Raw genomic sequence first — 19,102 nt, forward strand, 5'->3', positions numbered from 1 at the left:
TAGAAAAACAGATTCAATCTCTTCAAGATTTACGCAGTCCATTGACTTCGACAAAATAATCAAAGGTTTCAGCGGAGGTTTTGGTCAGTTGATAGCCAAAATCTTCTTTGAGACGACGGTTAGCAAGTACCGGACGATAACGCAAAAAGTTAACTTGTTCGGGGCCAGTAGGCTTGCCGCGCCATTTCTCGACTTGTAGTGCTGCTTTGACTAGCCAAACGGGCAAGGTTAATAGTGGCTTATTGAGCTTATGTGCAATCTGCTTCATGGTCAGTGCGCCATCACCAGCCATATTGAAGATGCCAGATTTATCTTCTCGAATACCCATTTCCATCGCATTTATAACATCTTGATCCCAAATAAAGACGAAAGGGGAGTCACTGCCTTTGAGCGCAAGAATACGCGGCGCCATGAACAATCCAGTGATTTGGTTGCGGGTGTCAGCACCTAATACAGTACCAGGTCGAAAGATAAGCTGCTGCAACTGCGGATGATTTTGACGAAAATCGCTCAGCAATTCTTCTATTTGTCTCTTATGATCAGAATAAGCGAATTCACGATTGCCTCGCAGCGCATCATGCTCATCGATCCATTCTGGATTGTCTGCATGATAACCATAAGCCGCTCCTGAGCTAGTAACAGTCAGGTGCCGAACGCCAGCTTGTACGCAGCACTTTAGGACATTATGAGTGCCGTTAACATCGATATCGAAATCCCGTGCTCGATCTTTTGATGCTTGCAGGATGGAGGCCAAATGAATCACATGAGTGATTTGCTCATCGATAAGCAGCTGAGCTAGGTCGGCATCACGTATATCTAGTATTTTAATCGGAAAGTCTAGGTCTTTACGCGTGCAGATGTCCGTGCCTATGACAGAGTAATGCGCGGCCAGTCTATTACCTAATTGATGACCGATATAGCCTGCTGCGCCCGTGATAAGTATGCGTTTAATCATATGGCCTCCGTGCCCAAATTTGTGAAAGTGTCAGGCCTGACACCAGATGCCAGACGCCCCAAAAGGCGGTAATCAGCATCATGCCGCCCGCTTGCGGGAAAAAAGTAAACAGAATGACCAAGCCCAGTCCTGAGTTTTGAATGCCGACTTCCATAGTGACTGCACGGCGATCAGCAACGGGCAGTTTAAGCGCTTTACCCATGCCATAGCCGAGCGATAGTGCCAGTAAATTATGAGCCACCACCAACCAAAAAAAACTGTTAAAACGTTCGATAAATAAGTCAAAATTGTTGGAAAAGGCGATAGCGACAAAAGCTAAAAACACTAGTAATGAGATGATGCGTAACGGTTTTTCGCTACGGGCAACCAGTTTGGGGAATTTGCGACCGGTCAACATACCAATCACTAAAGGCACGGCCAAAACCAAGAGCACTAGTAATAAAATGCTACTCGGTTCAAGCGTAATTTGGGTCAGGTATTGTCGCGTATGTGGATTGAGCCAACCATAAAAAGCAAAGTTCAGCGGCGTCAATACGGTAGCTACCAAGCTCGAAACCGCCGTCATACTCACAGAGACAGCGACATTGCCCCGTGCCAGCCAAGTCATGATATTAGAGAAACTACCACCAGGACAAGAAGCCACCAAAATCATCCCTAACGCCAGATCTGGATCGACATTCAATGCCCAAGTAAATAGGCAGGTCGCTAGCGGTAACAGGAAAAACTGTGCAAACAGACCAGCTATAGGCGCAATGGGTGCTAGGATAATACGTTTAAAGTCCTCAAGGCGTAAGGTCAGTGAGACACCGAACATCATTAAAGCCATGATGACATTGAGCATAATTAAGCTGGCAGGATCGAAGACGATCGGTAACGCGCCACTCATACTGACGTATCCGACTGACGATCTTTTCTATTAAAGATTTTGTGTCTTAAGCGGCGACCTATAGAGGGGTTATTGCCGAAGGTTTTATTGTCAGTCTCTTGTTCGCCTTCCTCCATTTGCAGTTTAGCGATATGCTCAGCAAGTGTGGCAAGATATTCTTCTTTATTGACATAATAAGCCATTCGCGCCAGCTTGATGTAGTCATAACCACCATCGAGTGTCACGCCACTCAGCGCTCGTTTGACCACATCGAAGTTGTCAGCCGCTGCGCTATTTTGCTCGCGCTGCTTAATATATAACGCGACCAGACGCGCTTGTTGATTGCGACCTTCCCAGCCAAGTCCAGCAGCCTCTACCATACCCATCATAAACAAATTGTCATATTCAGGATGAAAGACATTCATATACAGCTGCGGTGCATGTTGCATGGCAGGCCAGTTAAGGTGCTTACGATCAATAAAAGGATAGTCGAGTAAATAGCCAGTCGCCATCAGAATCAAGTCATAATCGCTGCTCTCACCGTCGCTGAAGCTCACCGTATGCCCTTTAATACCGCTTATATCACGTCGCGGCTTAATATCACCATGACCCAAATGGTGGAGCACTAACGAGTTAACGACTGGATGCGACTCGTACATTCGATAGTCAGGATCTGGTAGACCATAGTCTGAAGGCTTGCCAATGATCATACGGATCATCGCTGCATCCATGCGCTGCTTGGCTTGCCGTGGTAGCTTGATTTTGCCGCCTAACGTATCGATAGGGCGACCTTTGATAAATTTAGGCAAGAAATAATAGCCACGTCGTAAGCTAATATCTACTGACTTTGCATGATGAACGGCATCTACCGCAATATCCGCACCAGAATTACCGCAGCCGACGATGAGTACGCGCTTATCTTTGAATACTGAGGGGTTACGATACTCGGAGGAATGCATCAACTGACCGGCGAACTCGCCCGGCAAGGTTGGCATATTTGGCTTATGTAAAGTGCCATTGGCAATCAGCACCCCATCAAACAGTCGCGACTGCTGCGCGCCATTGCACTCACTGATTACGCGCCAACCATCACCTTCGGGGCTAGCACTGATGACTCGAGTAGAGAATTCATAACGGGATTTGAGGTCAAATTGATCGGCAAAGTCTTGGAAGTATTGGCGCAGCTCGCTATGGTGTGGGTAGCAGGCAACAGAGTCGCGCATGGGGTACGCTTTGAACTCGGTCATCTGTTTGGAGGATATCAGATGGGCTGTTTCGTACATGGTGCTATGAGGGTTATCAATATCCCATAGGCCACCTACATCACTGTGCAGCTCAAAGCCAACGAAAGGAATATTAAGTTTTTGGAGATTACGGGCGGTGGCTAGTCCCATTGGACCGGCACCAATGACAGCATACATAGTTGTTCCCTCAAATTTATGATCGTATTGCACCCATCCTAATTGGGTATGAGCATTATATTAGTCTATGTCGTTAGGCCGTTCAAGAATAAGGTTAGAGAAATCATAACTATCAAGGTCTGTACTGCCACTCTCATCAGCGATACGGGTTTGGATGCCGTTATTTGATTACGGACTGTCATGACCTTTCATAAAATTATTAAACATAACAAACAACAAAACAGCCTTTAAATCTTAGATTTAAAGGCTGTTTAAGACTATTGAGAGAACGATAAGATATATAGCTGGCTCACCATAAAAGTGCTACGGCGTTAACCTAGCTAACCCTGCAAATTATATTTGACCACCACATTGCTCCCATCATGATCAACCTTATAAGTGTTGAGTATAATACTTTCATCATCTAAACATTGGCCTGTTACCAGATTAAAGCGCTGCTTATAAATAGGTGAGGCTACATACAGTACTGCTTCACTAAGGCCAGCTGCGTTGGTAATGGTAGTGCCACCGATTAAACCTCTAGACAATACATTGGCCTGACTAAAAGGGTCATAATTATCAAGCGCGAACAGCTTAGTTTCTTTGGTGCGAAAGATAGCCACTTGTTTGCCATCTATGAGCGCACAAACACCAGTCTCAGGGAGAATGTCTTCTAATCTACAAACCGTATATTGAGTCATTGGGTTATCCTTATTCGTATATTATCGGAGAGTATAGACAGTCTTAGATAAATCAGAGACGGTGTTAGGCTGGCTCGATCGACTATTGATAGTGCTGTCATTCGCCTTCCTAGTTTATTAATTGTCTCTTCATTATCTTAAACCGACTATCTTGGGCGTTGATTAAGCCAGCTCAGTCACTAGGATTTGAGTTTTTTCAGTATCGGTTGCGGGGCGAATTTGCTCGCGCTCGGTGACAAAGACCACATTGTCATCTCCTTGCTCACTATTGACGAAATGACGGAAACGTTTGAGCTTTTCGCTATCGGTGATGGTGGCTTTCCACTCACACACATAGTTGTCGATTAACAGCTGCATCTGCGCCTCTAGCTCGTCAGCGATGCCTAAGCTGTCTTCAATAATGACTGCTTGTAGATATTCCAATCCACCTTCTAAGCTCTCACGCCATTTTGAAGTTCGTTGGAGTTTATCTGCTGTTTTTATATAAAACATAATAATGCGATCGATGTATTTGATGACCGTGTCGCTATCAAGATCAGTGGCAAACAACTCACCATGACGCGGGGTCATACCACCATTACCACAGACAAATAAATTCCAACCATTCTCAGTGGCGATAATGCCAAAGTCCTTGCTCTGTGCCTCTGCACACTCGCGTGTACATCCGGACACGCCCATCTTTATCTTATGCGGTGAACGTACTCCTTTATAACGATCCTCTAAGGTGAGCGCTAAGCCGACACTGTCATCGACACCGTAGCGACACCAATTATTACCCACACACGATTTAACAGTACGCAAAGACTTACCATAAGCGTGACCAGTCTCAAAGCCAGCTTGCACCAATTGTGTCCAAATATCAGGCAATTGGTCTAAACGTGCCCCAAATAGATCCACGCGTTGCCCACCTGTGATTTTGGTATACAAATTAAACTCTTTGGCGACTTGTCCGAGGATGATCAGCTTATCGGCGGTGATTTCACCACCTGGCACACGAGGTACGACAGAATAGGTGCCGTCTTTTTGTATGTTGCCCAGATAATAGTCATTGCTATCTTGCAACGGTGTCAGTTCAGGCTTGAGCACATAATCATTCCAGCATGAGGCCAAGATGGAGGCGACCGTAGGTTTGCAAATCTCACAACCATGACCGTTACCATGCTCATCCAACAGAGCATCAAAGGTTCTGATGCCATGGACACGAATCAAGCTATAGAGCTCTTGACGGGTATAGGCAAAGTGCTCACATAAGTCGTTATTGACCTCAAACCCAAGGGTCGTTAACTGGTAGCTTAAAGTGTCTTTCACCATAGGCGCACAGCCACCACATCCTGTACCTGCACTAGTACAAGACTTCACTTCGGCAATGGAGTACGCACCGTTCTCGACCGCCGCGCAAATATCGCCTTTGGTGACGTTGTAGCATGAGCAAATCGTTGCACTATCTGGTAAATTTTCTATACCCATTTTCGGTTTTTCAACGTTGGGTAGTATGAGGCTTTCAGGGTGGGCAGGTAGGTCGATGTCGTTGAGATATAGCTGTAATAGATTGTTATAGTCTTCGGTATCGCCGACCAATACTGCGCCAAGCAAGCGTTTGTTATCAGGCGTTGTGACCAGTTTCTTATAAATGCCCTCAGCAGGATTTTGGTACAAATAGCTCAAGCTGTCCGCGCTGCTGCCATGGGCGTCGCCAATACTACCAACATCGACGCCCATCAGTTTGAGCTTGGTGCTCATATCAGCGCCCGTAAAGGTTTGCGAATGATCTCCTGTGATTTGTGCCGCGCAAATACTCGCCATGCTGTAGCCTGGTGCTACTAAGCCAAATATCTTGTTATCCCACACCGCGCATTCGCCGATAGCGTAGACATGCGCGGCATTGGTGCGGCATTGTTCGTCAATTAAAATACCACCTCGTGCACCTATCTCAATGCCGCACTCAGGATTGTTTTTGATAATGCCATCTTGCGGACGAATACCCGCACTAAAGACGATCATATCGGTATCAAGCGAGGTATCATCGGTGAATTGCATGGTTAAGTGACACTGATCTTCACTGGTGTTATTTCTGTTTTTTGACAGGGCATCGGTATTGTCAATAATGGCTTGGGTATTCTTGCCAGTTAATACTTTGACCCCGAGGGCTTCAATTTTTCGTTTCAAAATTTCACCGCCAGCAGCATCAAGCTGAACACCCATCAGTTGCGGGGCGAACTCTACAACATAAGTCTCTAGCCCTAAAGTGACCAGTGCTTTTGCTGCCTCAAGTCCCAGCAGTCCACCACCCACGACCACGCCCTTTCTGACTGTTGGGCGCTCAGCAATGGCAAGAATGTCATCTAAATCGGCAATGGTTCGGTATACGTGGCAATGCGGATGTTCACGTCCTGGAATGGGTGGTACAAACGGATAGGAGCCTGTTGCCAGTACCAACTCACCATATTCAATCTGCTCGCCAGCTTCAGTGATGATGTATTGATTGGTTGCATCGATATCTACAATGCGCTGATTCAGGTGTAATTGAATTTGGGCAGCGGCATAGGCGCTCAAATCAACTAAATTTAACTTACTGATATCTTTATGCTCAAAATAGCTCGATAAATACACACGATCATAAGCCGGACGGTCTTCTTCTGCAAACACATGAATCTCAAATTTCTCATGTAGCCCTTGTTCTATGGCTCGCTCAACGAAATGGTGCCCGACCATACCGTTGCCAATCACCACTAACTTAGCTTTATTTGGTGTACTCACTATAGTGCTGCTCATGCGCTTATCCTTAGTAATGGGGTTGTCTAAATATCGTGATCTAAACGTTATGATGGTTAGCAATATTTAGTGCCTACACCAATTACACCTTCAATAACTGTGCCAAGCACTGTTATATAGCGCTTTGTATTTAAGGGGATTGCTAAAAAATTCAGACGAATACGTATGACGCTCATCGCGTATTTACAAGGTCGCAAGGCATTTATGAGGAGGTTGACGATGATGGTAAATAAAACATTAATCGATCATTTGGCAATGAGGTGATAAGTATTGATGCACTAAAGTGGACAGAATAATGCACCAATTTGATTGCATTTATAATGAGTGGCATTTTTTTATGTTTCTCAATGATACAAGGGCATCATGTTTTTTAAGAGATGAATCGGCTTGTGATAGTCGCCTGTAAGTCTGCTATTACAAAGCATTGACGCTTTCACCAAAGACGATGGCTTGCCTCCACAATGATTTTTATGACGGCAAATGGCACAGCCATTGCACCCCCTTAAGTGTTCTAACTGATCATTCTGTTTAACATAACTTGTTCTTATGACTTTTTATGTTGGCCCTAAAGTTTGCCATTTAAGGAAATTGCTTATGTCGTCATCGCCACCATCGAACCCCGCTGTGCCAACTAAAAACAAGCTTAATATCTTATCTTTTACAGGTAAGAATAAAATTCTCCATCTTGGTTGGATGGCTTTTTTTCTGACCTTTTTTGTGTGGTTTAACCACGCGCCTTTTTTATCCGCGATTGGGGAGACGCTTAACCTTACTAAAGATCAAATCAAAACCTTACTGATACTAAACGTCGCCTTGACGATTCCAGCTCGAGTCATTATCGGTATGCTAACCGATCGTTTTGGCCCGCGCCTCGTCTATACCGCCATTTTGGCGATTGGCGCCATTCCCTGTTTTACTTTTGCCTTTGCGCAAGACTACAACACACTAGCGTTGTCTCGGTTCTTACTGGGTTTTGTGGGTGCAGGGTTTGTGGTGGGTATTCGTCTAATGAGTGATTGGTTCCCTGCAAATGAGCTGGGTACGGCTGAAGGTATTTATGGCGGTTGGGGCAATTTTGGTTCCGCTGCTGCTGCCTTGCTATTACCGACAGTGGCTATCATCGCTGCCGCTATAGTTGGTGGTGATGAGGGCTGGCGTTATGCGACGGCTACTTCAGGGGTGGTCATGATGCTTTATAGTGTGATTTTTTATAAGATGGTGCGAGACACGCCAAAGGGTGCGACGTATTTTAAACCCAAAAAATCTGGTGCCATGATGGTGACTTCAGCAGGTGATTTTTGGCTGATGATGGCGTTTAAGCTGCCAATGTATTTGGCCTTGGCTCTTTTGGGATGGAAATTATCGCCCGCTGGCGTCAGCTTGCTTAGTCAGGACAGCGTGACTATCCTCTATATCGGACTGGTTGTTTTATATATTTATGAGTTCGTGAGTAGTTATCGCTTTAATAAAGAGATATTTACTACGCCAGTTCCAAAAGCACATCAGTATGATTTTAAGCAAGTCGGTATCTTAAATATTCTCTACTTTGCTACTTTTGGCTCAGAGCTGGCGGTGGTGTCTATGTTGCCGCTTTTTTATCAAGAGACATTTAGCCTATCGATTGTGATGGCAGGGGTATTGGCATCAAGCTATGCATTTATGAATCTGATGTCACGTCCGGGCGGCGGTTGGCTCAGTGACAAGTATGGACGCAAGATCACGCTGCTGATTTTGACTGCGGGTTTAGCCGTCGGTTATTTATTGATGGGAATCGTTGATTCAACATGGCCGATTGCGTTGGCATTGTTGATCACGATGTTTTGCTCATTCTTTGTACAGGCAGGCGAGGGCGCAGTGTTTGCGGTCATTCCACTCATTAAGCGCAGTATGACTGGACAATTCGCTGGCATGACTGGTGCTTATGGCAATGTTGGTTCGGTCGTTTATTTGACCGTACTGAGTCTCGTCTCCTATCAGGTATTTTTCTTTGTGATCGCCGCCACCGCAGTGGTTGGCTTCTTAGCACTATTCTTTTTAAAAGAGCCTGAAGGCGTTATCATCGAAGAGATGCCAGATGGCAGCTTTGCCCAAATTAAAGTGAGCTAAGTATGAAAAAGGGCAGCGCACAAGACTTTAAGACCACTGACAAAACCAGTCACCATAGTGCGGATAATGCACTATGGTTGCTTGATTTTTATACCATGCAAGGGCGCAAATCCGAAAATCAAGACAGCTTGCTGATAACAACATGCTTGCCGTATGGACAGTCCACAGCAACCATCAACGGCGGTGTTCAGTGTCCTCATGCGCCTTTATTGGTGCTGATGGCGGATGGTGTCAGTGCCTGTCAGTTCCCTAAACAAGCCAGTCAATTGGTTGTCAATACCATCACGCATCACCTTACTTTAGCGCTTGAAAATCTGGTGAGGACAGAGTACGAGTCGGCATCAAAAAATGAGTCACAAGCCAATGGTCAAAAGGCGCCGATAAGCTTTGATGATAATCAAATTGCCATATTGATTAAGGAGGCGGTAAACAAAACCAATGATGTGCTTTATTTCCCGCAAGTCTACGAGCGAGTACCACCGCTGTTATCGACCTTATCAGGTCTACTGTGTATCGGTGACCGTATCCATCTATTTCATACGGGCGATTCACGTATTTACCGTATAGGTATGGATAGCATGGCGGTGCTCACTAAAGATCACCGCATCCATCGTGGGCAAGATAAAGGTGCGCTGTCGGCTGCTGTCGGCGCTGATACACGAATTCAGTTACAGCAATCGGTATTTACATTGCATCAAAACGAGTGCTTAGCGCTAATGACTGATGGCGTCTATGAATCTATTACTGCCTCAGAGCTTCAGTTTGAACTGTGTGCCGCCGCAAGCGCGCTAGTTCAATCGACGACTATGACTGATCGAAACGCTATCGACCAACAGATAAGTGATGTTGGTATCGGTATCGGTGAAAGCTTAGATATCAGTAAAAGCTTATGCGAGCAAGCGTTTAGCGAAGGCAGTTACGATAACCTAAGTATGATGATGCTTGGTATGAATACGCCAATGCTCCATAAGCAAACGTTTAAGGCACAAACTTACAAGACAGGCGACAATGCTAGCTCTCACGATATTCATCGTTATCAGTTGCCAACGGGTTTGGAGATTGGTGCGCAGATTGACGGTTTTACTGTCAAAAACATTATAGCCCGTACTGCTCGTAGTGAAGTGTACTTGGTAGAAGATAGCAACCATCATGCCTTTGTCATAAAGTCGCCAAGCCTTGATACGATTACCGATGGGTACTATCTGCGCGAGTTTTTAAAAGAGCGAAAAATAGGATTGAGCTTATCTAAGCACAGCCGTGCTGGCGAGCCTGCTTACAATCAAGCGGACCCTAATGATTTGTCGAGCGATAATACCCTTATCAGCATCAAAACCAATCAAAGCGCGAGCTCAGCGCTGAGTTCTTCAGGATTGCTACGTTATTACCCCGTACCAGCAAGTAGTACTTATTTATACCATCTGACCGAATATATTGAGGGCGAGAGCCTCAGAGATTTTATGGATCGCCATGCCCCTTGCGACGTATGGCAGACATATGATTTGTTGACCAAAATAGGCATGGCGGTTCGGGTGATGCATCGTAACTATCTATTGCATCAAGACATCAAGCCGGAAAATATCCTATTGACCACCTCAGGCGCGGTCAAATTGATTGATTTTGGTTCGGCCAGCTCTTTAATACTCAAAGACAGCACTCGACCACCAAACGGTGATTTGCACTACGCTGCACCAGAATATTACAGCGATGCACCAAAAGGAGTTTATTCTGATTTATTTTCCATAGCCGTAATCGGTTATGAGCTACTAACCAATGAGTTGCCGTTTAGTTCGCAAGATTTGATGAGTTCGCATCAGGCAAGTCATACGCTGCCTGCTCAATCATTACGTCAGCACCGCGTACCCACTGCTAGCCAACAAGCGTTAATGCGTGCGCTGCATTCCAACACCCAAGCTAGATACCAAGCAATTGGTGAGTTTTTACAAGATTTTAACCCCGATAATACCAGCAATATCCGCGACCCTGAGCCGCTTATCATACGCCATCCCTTACTGGTATGGCACAGCATTTGCTTCATTCAGTTTGTCATCATCTTATCATTGCTGGCTTATTTTCTATAAGTTTGCTTCAACAAAAACATGATATGACACGCCATTTATTTAATGCTGCACGTTGCGGCTAAGGGATGCTCTTCTTATGTCGCCTTTTGTACCACACCTTAATGCACAGTCAACAGTAGTCAATAGCCAAAATCCTAAAATAGCGTCAACGCTACCTTCGAGTGCTGGTATCGTCATTATTGGTGCTGGCATGGCAGGCAGCCGTTTTGCTATTGAGCTGGCACGTGCCCAGCAGCAAAGCAGACTGGAAAACCCTCACATTCATCTGCCAATTACGCTTATTAGTAAAGAACCACAAGTCGGCTACAACCGAATTATGCTATCGCCTGTACTGTCAGGAGATTCTATATTTGAAGATACTTATCTATACGAGCAATCAGAGTATCAACAGCTGGGTATCACCGTATTGGCTGGAATTTCGGTTGACACAATAGACATCAAACAGCAATCCATTGAGCTGAGCAATGGACAAACGCTCGCTTATAGCAAGCTGGTTATTGCGACGGGCTCCAGTGCTCGAATTATTCCTTTTCCAAATTATGATGCTAAAGGCGTGCACGTGTTTCGAGAAGTAGCTGATGTAAATGCACTAACCGCATATGCACATCAAGGGAAAAAAGGTCTGGTGATTGGGGGCGGGGTATTGGGGTTAGAGGCCGCGTGCGCTTTGGCTACTCAAGGAGCAGATATGACGGTTGTTCATGTGGACAGCTATGTACTGAACCGACAGCTTGATTTGCCTGCCGCTGAGCTATTGCAAGCAGAGCTCAGTTGTCGAAATGTCGGACTTGAGGTATCAGCGATCACTGAATGTATAGCGGTCAACAACCAGCATGAAGTATGCGGATTATTGCTAAAAGATGGGCGCACGTTGCCAGCAGATTTCGTGGTCATGGCAGTGGGAGTGGTACCTAATATCACATTGGCAAAAGACAGCGGGTTGACGGTCAACCGTGGCATCATCGTCGATAATTATATGCATACCAGCGCTGCCAACGTATACGCTATTGGTGAATGTGTGGAGCTAGACGGTGAGCTGTTCGGTATGGTGGCGCCCGTCAATCAGCAAGTTGATACCTTAGTTTCTGTCCTAAAAGATGCGAGGAAATCAAACGATGGCTTAGCATCCAGAAATAATTGGCACCCTTTTACTAGCAAACCGCTGTCTTTAAAGCTAAAAGTATCTGGCATCAGTGCCTTTTCAGCAGGGCAAGTCGACTTTGATGAGGAGGAAGCGGCAGCTATCGAAACCATCACTTATCAGCAAACCAGTGTAAATCACTATCATTGCCTCTATCTTAGAAACAATAAACTGATCGGCGCTGTACTCTACGGTGAGGTCAATGAGGGCAGTTTCTATAGCCAGTTGATCAACAGCAATAGTGATATCGCGCCTATAAAAGCGGATTTGATATTTGGCGAGGCTTACTGTGATTTGGAGAAAATAACGACAGATAGTGAGGCTAACGGAGACATGGATATCGATAGCGATCTGGATTTATTAAGCGCAGCAGACATAGTAGGAGCGGCGTCATGAGTGAAGTGATCTTGAGTAATAAATCGAATGCTAGCCAAGAATTAGAAAGTGGTATACGCCGATCTAATAACAAATCTGATGACATGATCAATCCTTCAAAAACGGCTCTTATTGCCACTTATACTGAAGAAACGACGTCCACCATACGTACCACTTGTCCTTACTGCGGGGTAGGGTGTGGCGTCTTAGCCAGTGTCGATGCGACAGGGGTAGTGAGCGTAAAAGGAGATCCTGAGCATCCGGCGAACTTTGGTAAACTATGCTCAAAAGGCAGTGCGCTGGCACAAACCTTAGGCAGTGAGCGACGCTTAACTGAGCCTTACTATCAAAACAAGCAAGCGGTAATGCAACAGCATCGACCTATGCAATTGGGTAATGATTTTAACGCTATCGACATATCTGATGAGCCACTTATAAATCCTACCGATTGGGATAACGTTTTAGATGATATTGCCACGCGCTTAAACGACACGATCGCCAAGCATGGTCGCGACAGTATTATGTTTTATGTCTCAGGACAGCTACTCACTGAGGATTATTACGTCGCCAATAAGTTTATCAAAGGCTTTATCGGTAATAATAATATCGATTCCAACTCACGCCTATGTATGTCTTCCGCAGTAGCAGGGCACAAACGTGCGTTTGGCGCTGATTTGGTGCCTGGTAATTATGAGGATTTAGAGTCCTGCGATTTATTGGTGCTGGTGGGCTCAAACATGGCATGGTGCCATCCTATTTTGTTTGGACGATTTTTAGACGCCAAAAAAATTGATCCCAGTAAAAAGCTTATCGTCATTGATCCGCGTCGTACGGACTCTTGTGAGTTTGCTGATTTGCACTTACCAATAGCCGCTGGCACCGATACGCATTTATACAATGGGTTGTTGCACTATCTTAAGCAGCAAGGTTGTTGCGATGAGCATTATCTCAGGCAATGTAATGATGTCGATCTCGCTTTGGAGGCTGCCAAGACGTGGAGCATCGACAAAGTCGCTCAAGCATGCAAAATCAGCGCTGACCTTATACGCCAGTTTTATCAGCTAGTCGCTGCCAATGACAAGACAGTGACCGCGTTTAGTATGGGCGTTAACCAATCAAAAAGTGGCACCGACAAGGTCAATGCCATTATCAATAGTCATCTGTACACCGGACGCGTAGGAAAAGTAGGCGCCAGTCCGTTTTCACTCACTGGTCAGCCAAACGCCATGGGTGGCCGTGAAGTCGGGGCGCTGGCTAATTTGCTGGCGGCACATTTAGATTTGAGTAATGGTATTCATCGTCAACTGGTGGCTGACTTTTGGCAGGCACCGCAGTCTATTGCGCCAGAGGTTGGCATCCAAGCTTGTGATGCTGCCGATGCTATCTTAGATGGGCGTATCAAAGCCATTTGGATTATGGCGACCAATCCAGTCGTGAGCTTACCTGAAGCGGATAAATTTCGCCGCGCATTAGCGGCTTGTGACTTGGTCATTGTCTCTGACTGCTCGGTAGACAGCGATACGGTGAAGTGCGCAGATATTGTATTACCAGCACAAGGTTGGGGCGAAAAGTCAGGCACAGTCACCAATTCTGAGCGGCGAATCTCAAGGCAACGGGCATTGAAGCCTGCACTAGGACTCGCTAAGCCTGACTGGTGGATACTGTCTCAAGTGGCTAACCGCATGGGGCTAGCTGGGTTTGATTACCAGCATCCCAGCGAGATATTCAATGAGCATGTGGCATTGACTGCTTATAAAAACGATCCTAGCCAAGTGCCCTCTATTAGCAATCAACCGCGCTATCTGAACTTTGCTAAAGACCTACCAATGCCAATCCTAAACCGTGCTGACTATGAGGTAATGACCCCCTTTCAATGGGGCGACCAGCGAATCACCATGGCGCACTCAAACTTTATCGCTATTACACCCTCAGATAGTGCCAGCTTACCTAATAGGCATCAGCGTCGCTCAAGACCGAAAGCTAATGGCAATACAGAAAGCAATAATATAGCGAGCAATAATAGAGAAAAGGATAATAAGAGCGATAAGCCACATAACGGTCACTCATCGACCGTGAATCTACGTCTTATTACCGGTAGATTACGTGATCAGTGGCATACCATGACCCGCACAGGACTTGCGCCGCAGCTTAACCAACATGAGTCTGCGCCGATGCTGACCCTTCATCCCGATGACGCCGAGCAACTTGGTGTTGAAAAAGGCGACTATGTGCAGCTACATCCTCGCTATGAGCAAAACCTGCCAAACAAGCAGCAGAAAAAACAGCGTCAGCCACATAATAAGGCGGCTGTTGATTCAAATACAGACATTGAAGTGCTAGAGCAAAAAGTGATAGCACAAGTTGCCATCAGCGATGGCATGCGTGTTGGTGATGCATTTATGCCCATGCACTGGAGTAACGCCTTTGCCAGCGGTGCAAGAGTAGGTACGCTCATTCCGACGGTTGTCGATCCCCATTCGGGACAGCCTGAGCTAAAAAACTCAGCGATTAGTATCAGCGCTGTACCCATGCAGACGTTTGGCAAGATTTTGGTGCATCCTGATTTGCAAGACACCATACTAGTGCACTTTCGTGCTATGGCGGCTAACTTTAAGGAGCAAATGACAGACAATGAGTCGCAAGCAGCCTCTTCTAGCTTTGATGTGGCTAGTGAGCAGTCGACTCAAACACTACCAGCACTGACATGGAGTATTAGTCGCCAAACCAACAGCGTTCTAATGAATCTTGCTAGCCCAGTCGACAGCATCGCTAAGCAATTGCTTGATCCTGAGTTTTGGCAGCAGTTTATCGATACCTATCAAAGCTCTGTATCGGATAAAGGGCTGACTGATGACGCTGCCAATACTGTAGGGGTTCATAGTGCTTTTACCCTTAGTAAACCGGAGCAGCAACTACGTTTTATTTTGACTAAGTCAGAGGCGAATGAGGCAAATAATGAAGAGGTCGATCGCACGTTGCCAAGCACTTCCATCTCTACGACACCGAGTGAGCGGCTACTATTAGCTATTTATTTCGCGCCGCAAGTGACGCAGCTGCCAAGCAGTCATTGGCTTGATAGCTGCTTTGCCAATACCGATGCGATACCTGCACAGCAGCGCTATAAATGGTTGCTGGCAGGTCGTCCAGCCACAGGTTATATCGATCCAGGCCCGCTGGTGTGTTCGTGCATGGCGGTGGGAGAAAACATCATCATCAATGCCATCACCAAACAGCAATGTACCAGCGCACATGCCATTGGTAAAGCGTGCCGAGCGGGCACCAATTGCGGCTCATGCGTGAGTCAAATTAATGCACTTATTGAGGAATATGCGTCCTAAACGCCTGTTGAAAGAGGGTTAAGTTATCGATATGGCATGAGGCTTGCACCGTATCTTGTACTATCTTTTGTTCTTATGTATTCCATTATGAAGTGCTGATCTGCACGGCGCTAGTAGTGTTATTAGGAGTGACCATTATGACTGATTCATCTGCTTTTATCGCAACCTTACCTTCGAATGACTTGTCCAATAAAAAATGCAACGTCAATGTGCTAAACACATCATCAACGATAGCAGAAGGTGAGAAAGTGGGCACTGTGCATTTAGTCGGTGCTGGTTCTGGCGATCCTGAGTTGTTGACTCTAAAAGCGTTACGAGTCATGCAGCGCGCAGACATAGTGCTTTATGACAGCTTAGTCTCAGAGGATATCTTAGATATGTGCGCGCTGACAGCAGAAAAAATATTCGTCGGTAAGCGCCGTGCCAACCATGCTCTGCCGCAAGAAGGCATCAATGAGCTGCTAGTCAAACACGCGCTGGCAGGGAAAACAGTGGTTCGTCTAAAAGGCGGCGACCCCTTTATTTTTGGGCGCGGCGGCGAAGAGTTGCAAGAAGTTGTGCGCCATGGCATTCGTTTTGAATCCATTCCCGGCATCACAGCCGCCAGTGCCGCTGCTAGCCGTGCAGGGATTCCATTAACGCACCGTGATCATGCACAAGCCGTCAAGTTTGTAACAGCGTGCAAAAAGTCAGGCGCAGCCAATAATGACTATGACGAACACTTGGACAGCAAACAAACAGTGGTGTTTTATATGGGACTGCATCGGCTAGGTGAGCTGACCAAAGGGTTGATAGCAGCGGGGCGCGACAGCGAGACTCCTTTTGCCGTGATTAGTCATGCAAGCTTACCCACGCAGCAGCTGCTCATCGGTACGCTTGGTAGTATCGCTAATCAGCAAGCGATAGCGAAATTGCCAACACCTGCACTATTAATTATGGGTGATGTGGTCACTTTATATCATGAGTTTGCAGACTATAATCTTGGTGCTGTGGGTAAAGGTGCATTTGTTGATGTTAATAAAGTTATAAGCAGTAACCACTTAATACCCAATTTGGAAAGTATGACGTAGGAACGTTACTTATTATAGATTTCGTAATTGCTCAATTAACCAACGATGTATGCCACTGTCAGTAGTACGTGGATGCCATGCCGCGATGACTTTAAAAGTAGGCGGCAATGCTTCAACCTCAAGCTCTTTGACCTTACTGCTCGGCAATAACCGCGAAGGATAAAACGCAATCATATCGGTCGTGTGCAAAATATTGGGCACAGCCGAAAAGCTAGGAACTGACATCACAATATTTCGTTTTAGACCTTTTTCTGCAAACCATTGGTCATGAGAGCCGCGCAAATTAGCACGCGAAGGCGACACCACCAACTGCGGGTGCGCAGCCACTTGCGTCAGTGTTAATGGCTCTGTGGCAAAGGTATTTTCACAACCCGTCACGCATAAATGTTGCTCTTCAAACAGAGTGACATACGATAAGTTATCAGGGATGAATTCAGGAAAGGTAATCAATAAATCAAGCTCACCTGCTGCAATCAGCTGATTGATATTGTCTGAGGCAAAGTCGCGTACGATCAACTTCAAATCCGGTGCGTCGCGGCGCGTAATATTAAACAACTGCGGTAATAATGCCTGCGTTGCATAGTCGGTTGCGCTAATCGTAAAGACGCCTTTATATGTTTGCGGCATAAAAACCTCTGGCTCTAACAAATCTTCCAACTGCTTTAATATATGGTCAATAGGTTGCTGCATCGATAGCGCCTTTGGCGTTGCCACCATGCTATTGCCTTGACGAATAAACAAACGATCATCAAACACCTCACGTAACTTACGCAACTGCTCACTAATGGCTTGTTGGGTCAGCCCCATTTTGCGTGCGACTTGTGAGAGGTTTTTTAGATCAAGCAAAGCCTGTAATACTCTAAGCTGCTTAATATCGAGCCGATTCATACCATTCATAACTCATACCATTAATAGTTGTATCTTAAACAATAAGTGGTTGTTTCTAATTGTACCCTCAAAACGCTATGCTGACCAACATTGCTTAAGTAGCAACTAAATGAGCTATTAAGCATCAAAACAGGCCAAATACATTTAATAATAAGCCATCAGCTGCTTTAAAAGAGACATTTATGACACAAACCATTCTAAATACAAGTACACTATTTTCCTCTGTAGAACTTGGGCCTTATACGCTCAAAAACCGTATCGTAATGCCGCCATTGACACGCTCTCGTAGCACGCAGCCTGACAATATTCCTAATGACTTAATGGCCAGCTATTATGCACAGCGTGCGACAGCAGGCTTTATGGTGACGGAAGGTACGCAGATTGAGCCAAGAGGCCAAGGTTACGCGTGGACACCCGGTATCCATTCGCAAGCCCAAATTGAAGGCTGGAAAAAAGTTACGCAAGCAGTACATGCTAAAGGTGGTATTATTTTTGCTCAGTTATGGCATGTTGGGCGTGTGTCTCATACCAGCTTGCAGCCACAAGGTGCTCAGCCTGTAGGCCCATCAGCGATTGCTGCTGACAACGTAAAAGTATTTATTGAAACAGGCCCAGGTGAAGGTGCATTGGCCGATCCAAGTGAGCCCCGTGCTCTCAGTACTGATGAAGTTGGTGAGCTGGTAACGATGTATGCGGCAGCCGCACGCAATGCACTGGAGGCAGGTTTTGATGGGGTAGAGCTGCATTGTGCTAATGGTTATTTGGTCAATCAGTTTATTTCTGAGCATAGCAACACCCGTGATGACCAATATGGTGGGTCGTTGACCAATCGTCTGCGCTTCTTAAAAGAAATCGTCGCTGCTGTTAGTGATGTGGTTGGTGCGGATCGTTTAGGCGTACGCTTTGCGCCTTTGTTTGCGAGTACGGATGAGACGCGCGTGTATTTAGGATTGGTAGAGTCAGATCCCCATCATACGTATGTCGAAGCGGTCAAATTGCTTGAGCAAGCGGGCATTGCTTACTTGTCAATTGCAGAAGCCGATTGGGATAATGCGCCTGATTTGCCAGACACTTTTTATCAAGCGGTAAGAGAAGAATTTTCAGGACGTATTATTTATGCGGGTAAATATACCGTAGAAAAAGCAGTCAATATTTTAGCCAAAGGCTATGGCGATTTATTTGCGTTTGGTCGCCCCTTTATTGCCAACCCTGATCTACCTGAGCGTATCGCCAATAATTGGCCACTTAATGAAGTAGATCCTGCCACTATGTATGGTGGCACTGACGTTGGCTACAGCGATTATCCTTATTATCAAGCATAGTTAAAAAAACAATAGTAATAAATGAAATAAGGCTATTTTTGGCCTTATTTCTATTTATAAATTTAGGGTCTGTTAAACATTCAAATATTAG

Annotated in this window: 12 protein-coding genes; 6 read left to right on the plus strand and 6 right to left on the minus strand. The window is 45.7% G+C overall.

The features are described from left to right. Window positions 1-22 precede the first annotated feature (22 nt). The 5 genes from JMY08_RS00735 to nirB all read right to left on the minus strand — a co-directional run bounded on the left by JMY08_RS00735 (window position 23) and on the right by nirB (window position 6,693). Window positions 23-955, minus strand: a complete 933-nt coding sequence (locus tag JMY08_RS00735; protein ID WP_201588509.1) for an SDR family oxidoreductase — start codon at window positions 953-955, stop codon at window positions 23-25. Continuing rightward, window positions 948-1,841, minus strand: a complete 894-nt coding sequence (locus JMY08_RS00740) for a bile acid:sodium symporter family protein (protein WP_201588511.1) — start codon at window positions 1,839-1,841, stop codon at window positions 948-950. Before JMY08_RS00740 ends, JMY08_RS00735 begins: the two co-directional genes overlap by 8 nt. Continuing rightward, complete coding sequence (locus tag JMY08_RS00745; protein ID WP_201588513.1) at window positions 1,838-3,241, minus strand: flavin-containing monooxygenase; 1,404 nt, start codon at window positions 3,239-3,241, stop codon at window positions 1,838-1,840. Before JMY08_RS00745 ends, JMY08_RS00740 begins: the two co-directional genes overlap by 4 nt. A 320-nt stretch (window positions 3,242-3,561) precedes the next feature. Further along, window positions 3,562-3,921: a nitrite reductase small subunit NirD gene (gene nirD, locus JMY08_RS00750; RefSeq protein WP_201588515.1), complete on the minus strand. Its 360-nt coding sequence runs from the start codon at window positions 3,919-3,921 to the stop codon at window positions 3,562-3,564. 162 nt (window positions 3,922-4,083) lie between these two features. Continuing rightward, window positions 4,084-6,693 (minus strand): nitrite reductase large subunit NirB, encoded by a 2,610-nt coding sequence (gene nirB / locus JMY08_RS00755; protein WP_201588517.1) that lies wholly within the window; start codon window positions 6,691-6,693, stop codon window positions 4,084-4,086. Window positions 6,694-7,287: 594 nt separating this feature from the next. Here nirB and JMY08_RS00760 point away from each other — a divergent pair. From JMY08_RS00760 to cobA, 5 genes are all read left to right on the plus strand, one after another. After that, the gene (locus JMY08_RS00760) at window positions 7,288-8,799 is read left to right on the plus strand and encodes a NarK family nitrate/nitrite MFS transporter (protein ID WP_201588519.1); all 1,512 of its coding nucleotides are present in this window, start codon (window positions 7,288-7,290) and stop codon (window positions 8,797-8,799) included. Between the two features lie 2 nt (window positions 8,800-8,801). Then, window positions 8,802-10,877, plus strand: a complete 2,076-nt coding sequence (locus JMY08_RS00765; protein ID WP_201588528.1) for a bifunctional protein-serine/threonine kinase/phosphatase — start codon at window positions 8,802-8,804, stop codon at window positions 10,875-10,877. A gap of 76 nt (window positions 10,878-10,953) precedes the next feature. Then, window positions 10,954-12,414, plus strand: coding sequence for an NAD(P)/FAD-dependent oxidoreductase (locus tag JMY08_RS00770; RefSeq protein ID WP_227679550.1), 1,461 nt, complete (start codon window positions 10,954-10,956; stop codon window positions 12,412-12,414). After that, a complete protein-coding gene (locus JMY08_RS00775) occupies window positions 12,411-15,731 on the plus strand; it encodes a molybdopterin-dependent oxidoreductase (protein WP_201588538.1) in 3,321 nt (1,106 codons plus the stop codon). Before JMY08_RS00770 ends, JMY08_RS00775 begins: the two co-directional genes overlap by 4 nt. Before the next feature lie 137 nt (window positions 15,732-15,868). Beyond that, window positions 15,869-16,801, plus strand: a complete 933-nt coding sequence (cobA, locus tag JMY08_RS00780) for a uroporphyrinogen-III C-methyltransferase (RefSeq protein WP_201588540.1) — start codon at window positions 15,869-15,871, stop codon at window positions 16,799-16,801. Between the two features lie 12 nt (window positions 16,802-16,813). Here cobA and JMY08_RS00785 read toward each other — a convergent pair whose 3' ends face one another. After that, window positions 16,814-17,698, minus strand: a complete 885-nt coding sequence (locus JMY08_RS00785) for a LysR family transcriptional regulator (protein ID WP_189585211.1) — start codon at window positions 17,696-17,698, stop codon at window positions 16,814-16,816. 173 nt (window positions 17,699-17,871) lie between these two features. On the opposite strand from JMY08_RS00785, the gene JMY08_RS00790 reads away from it, so the two are divergent. Continuing rightward, a complete protein-coding gene (locus tag JMY08_RS00790; protein WP_201588542.1) occupies window positions 17,872-19,011 on the plus strand; it encodes an alkene reductase in 1,140 nt (379 codons plus the stop codon). Window positions 19,012-19,102: the final 91 nt, after the last annotated feature.

Source organism: Psychrobacter sp. Pi2-51 (assembly GCF_904846665.1).
Lineage (GTDB): Bacteria > Pseudomonadota > Gammaproteobacteria > Pseudomonadales > Moraxellaceae > Psychrobacter > Psychrobacter glaciei.